The sequence below is a fragment of the Alistipes montrealensis genome, from assembly GCF_018362775.1.
In the GTDB taxonomy this organism is placed as follows: Bacteria; Bacteroidota; Bacteroidia; order Bacteroidales; family Rikenellaceae; genus Alistipes; species Alistipes montrealensis.
In genome coordinates, this window is the sequence record NZ_JAGYXY010000011.1 from 1 (window position 1) to 1191 (window position 1191).

Consider the following 1191-nt stretch of genomic DNA (forward strand, 5'->3'; position numbering starts at 1 on the left):
ACCAATTTGTCGATCAGCACCAGCGCCGGGGCTTCGCGCATGTCGTCCGTTTCGGGTTTGAATGCCAGTCCCCACAGAGCAATCGTTTTGCCCTTCAGATTCCCATCATAGTGTTTCTGCAACTTCTCGAAGAGAATCGACTTCTGTTTCTCGTTGACCTCTTCGACCGCTTTCAGCACCTTCATTTCATAGCCGTTCTGCTCCGCAGTCCTGATCAGCGCTTTCACATCTTTGGGGAAGCACGAACCGCCGTATCCACAGCCTGCATAGAGGAATTTCCGGCCGATGCGCGTGTCCGAACCGATCCCCTTGCGGACCATGTTCACATCGGCGCCGACCTTCTCGCACAGGTTGGCGATATCGTTCATAAACGAGATGCGCGTCGCCAGCATCGAGTTGGCGGCATACTTGATCATTTCCGCCGAAGGAATATCCGTGAAGATCATCCGCTCGCCGCTCAACATGAAGGGTTTGTACAGGCGCGACATGATTTTGCGCGCACGGGCGCTCTCCGTACCCACAACAACCCGATCCGGAGACATAAAATCCTTGACGGCTGCGCCCTCCTTCAGAAACTCCGGATTCGAGGCTACATCGAAATCAATCTTTTCACCACGCTTGGCGAGCTCTTCCTGGATGGCCGTCTTGACCTTCTGCGCCGTACCTACCGGAACCGTCGATTTCGTGACCAGGATCGTATACTTTTTGATATGCTGCCCGAAAGTCCGGGCCACGGCCAGCACATATTTCAGGTCTGCCGAACCGTCTTCGTCGGGAGGCGTACCCACAGCCGAGAAGACGACCTCGACCTTGTCCAGGCACGTCGCCAAGTCCGTCGTGAAATGCAGGCGTCCCGCGTCTACATTGCGTCGCACCATATCCTCCAGGCCCGGTTCATAGATCGGAATCTCACCGTTCTGCAACCGGTCGATCTTCTGCCGGTCGATATCGACACACGTCACGTCAATGCCCATTTCGGCAAAGCAGGTTCCGGAAACAAGGCCTACGTAACCCGTTCCTACTATCGCTATGTTCATATATCAAGTGTTTATTTATTTTTCTGGATCTCCCGATCGTATACCTCGAACTTCGAGTTTTTGGAAATGAACTCGGGCACTGTCTGTTTCATCAGCCTTACCATCTGCGGGATGTCGACCGAGCGGGAGAGCGTCTCCAGTTCTTCGGCGACGC

At 54.4% G+C, this 1191-nt stretch carries 1 protein-coding gene; it reads right to left on the bottom strand.

What is annotated here, in order from left to right:
* Positions 1-1037, bottom strand: a 1037-nt coding sequence (locus KG007_RS13890) for a UDP-glucose dehydrogenase family protein (protein ID WP_213349748.1), incomplete at its 3' end; no start/stop codon positions are given.
* Positions 1038-1191: the final 154 nt, after the last annotated feature.